The sequence below is a fragment of the Waterburya sp. genome, from assembly GCF_058530065.1.
In genome coordinates, this window is the sequence record NZ_JBZNBU010000393.1 from 1 (window position 1) to 1,923 (window position 1,923).

Sequence of the window (1,923 nt, forward strand, 5' to 3'; positions counted from 1 at the left end):
AAATTGGTTCTCCCGCACTAGTAATTACTAGTATTTCCAAGCGATCGCTCGGTTGGGGAGCAATACATAGGGTTGGGGCTGTATCTGTCTCTTGGATGCCCAAAGAGGCTTGATATTCCGCAGTTCGACAGCTTCCTGAATTGAGGAAGGAGTCTTGAGCGTTGGGGTTGAGTTGCTCGGGGGCAAAATTGACGTAAACTAATGCGGGATTGCGGTTTGCCTGTTCGCCAATCTTCATTAGAGTAGTTTTGGCTTCAGAAATTGAAGCGATAGTAAGATTCGGGACAACAGTAGGATTAGTCGTTGTTGTAATGGTCTTGTCTTTTATTTCTGGTTCTTCGAGATCGGTAATTATTTGGGGATCTACGATTGGCGGATTCACCGAAATAATAGAAATTCTGTCTTGAATCTCGGTAAATATGAAGGAGTCATCAGCTTCAAAGGGGAAAGTATTGCTGTAGATATTACCTTCCGTACCGTTGATTGCTGGATTGCCAATAATAAATGGAGTTTCGCCATCTCCTCCATGAGTTATACTAACTTCGCCACCTCTGAGGTTAGGAATGCCGTTTTCGTCTTCTATGGGAGGGGCAAAGGAAGAGATACTCGCTTCTTCTTCTATTTCAGGATAGACAGTAGAAGCCAAAGAAACAAATGTCTCCGTAGCGCGGAAAAATCCTTGAGTAGTGACGTTGATATCCGCAGGATCGCCAACAGCACTTTCAGCGTTAATGGTACTGACGGTAATATTTTTTCCTTCCCCTAGAGTAGTTAGATTTACCGCACCGCTATTGCTAAAGGAGAAAGAACTAATGCCAGGAAAGATAGCATTAATCAAACTAACATCTTCGTTGTTTCTGACTTCTTCTGGTAAATCGAACAGCAATCTTTCGGCAATATTAGAGGGGGTTATCGTAGAAGCTAGATCGAAGTCGCTATCATTAGAAATATTAGCAGCACTCAATAAACTATTAATATAATCTCGTTGTACTCCTTGGCTGGTATTAATTTCTCCCTCAGTACTTTCTAAAGAAATAGATCCTCCTTGGAAAGACTCTGGTGCATCTGAATTGGATTCTGGATCGCCAAACGAACCAGAATAAATATAGCCCGTAGTAATATCTTCTTGTGCTTTAAGAGTAATATCTCCTGCTTCTTGGGCTGCACCCGATACAATAATTCCTAGATCTAAATTGTTTTCTATTACGTCGCCATCAGCATCCAATTGATTTACGGTGATGTTCTGGGTGAGATCGATCGCTCCAGTATTGGAAGTGATGTTAATATCGCCACCGTTACCTTCACTCGCCCCAGATACCAAACCAATTAAGTTAATATCCTCGCCTGCATAGAGATTAATTTCACCACCATCCCCAGTAGTGGCATAGGAATAGATCCCCAAAGGAGAAGAAGCATTGATACCACCATCGGTACTAAAGATGGTAATATCTCCCGCACTAATACCATCAGTTTCAGATGCAGAATCGATCGCCGTTAGATTAACATTATTTTCAGCAGCAATAGTTAAATTCTTACCGTTAGTATTAATATCTCCTTCAAATGCGATCGCATCCTCTTCAATAGCATTGTCTGGATTTAATTCGGCGTTGAAGTTGTTGGGTAAATTGGTAATTCCTTCGGCATTACTTAAAGTATTGTTTTCTAGGTTAATAACCCTGCCAGTACCATCTTGAGTAAATGCTAGGGTTTGAGGATTGCCATCTAAAGGAACAATTTCTCCCGATGCACTAAACCATTGATTCCCAAAACCAACTCCATTAGCAGTAGTAACGGTAAAGTCAGCGGGAACATTCAGACTAGCATTTTCCCCAAAGATAATTCCCGCAGGATTGATTAAAAAGAGATTGGGATTACCACCAGTTACTTGTACTGTGCCTTCTATTTCCGAAGCATCGCCGCTTG

At 41.5% G+C, this 1,923-nt stretch carries 1 protein-coding gene; it reads right to left on the bottom strand.

Translation table 11 applies throughout. The features are described 5' to 3' along the window. On the bottom strand, positions 1-1,923 hold a 1,923-nt coding region (locus tag AC33VI_RS22695; RefSeq protein WP_491784534.1), incomplete at both ends, for a filamentous hemagglutinin N-terminal domain-containing protein.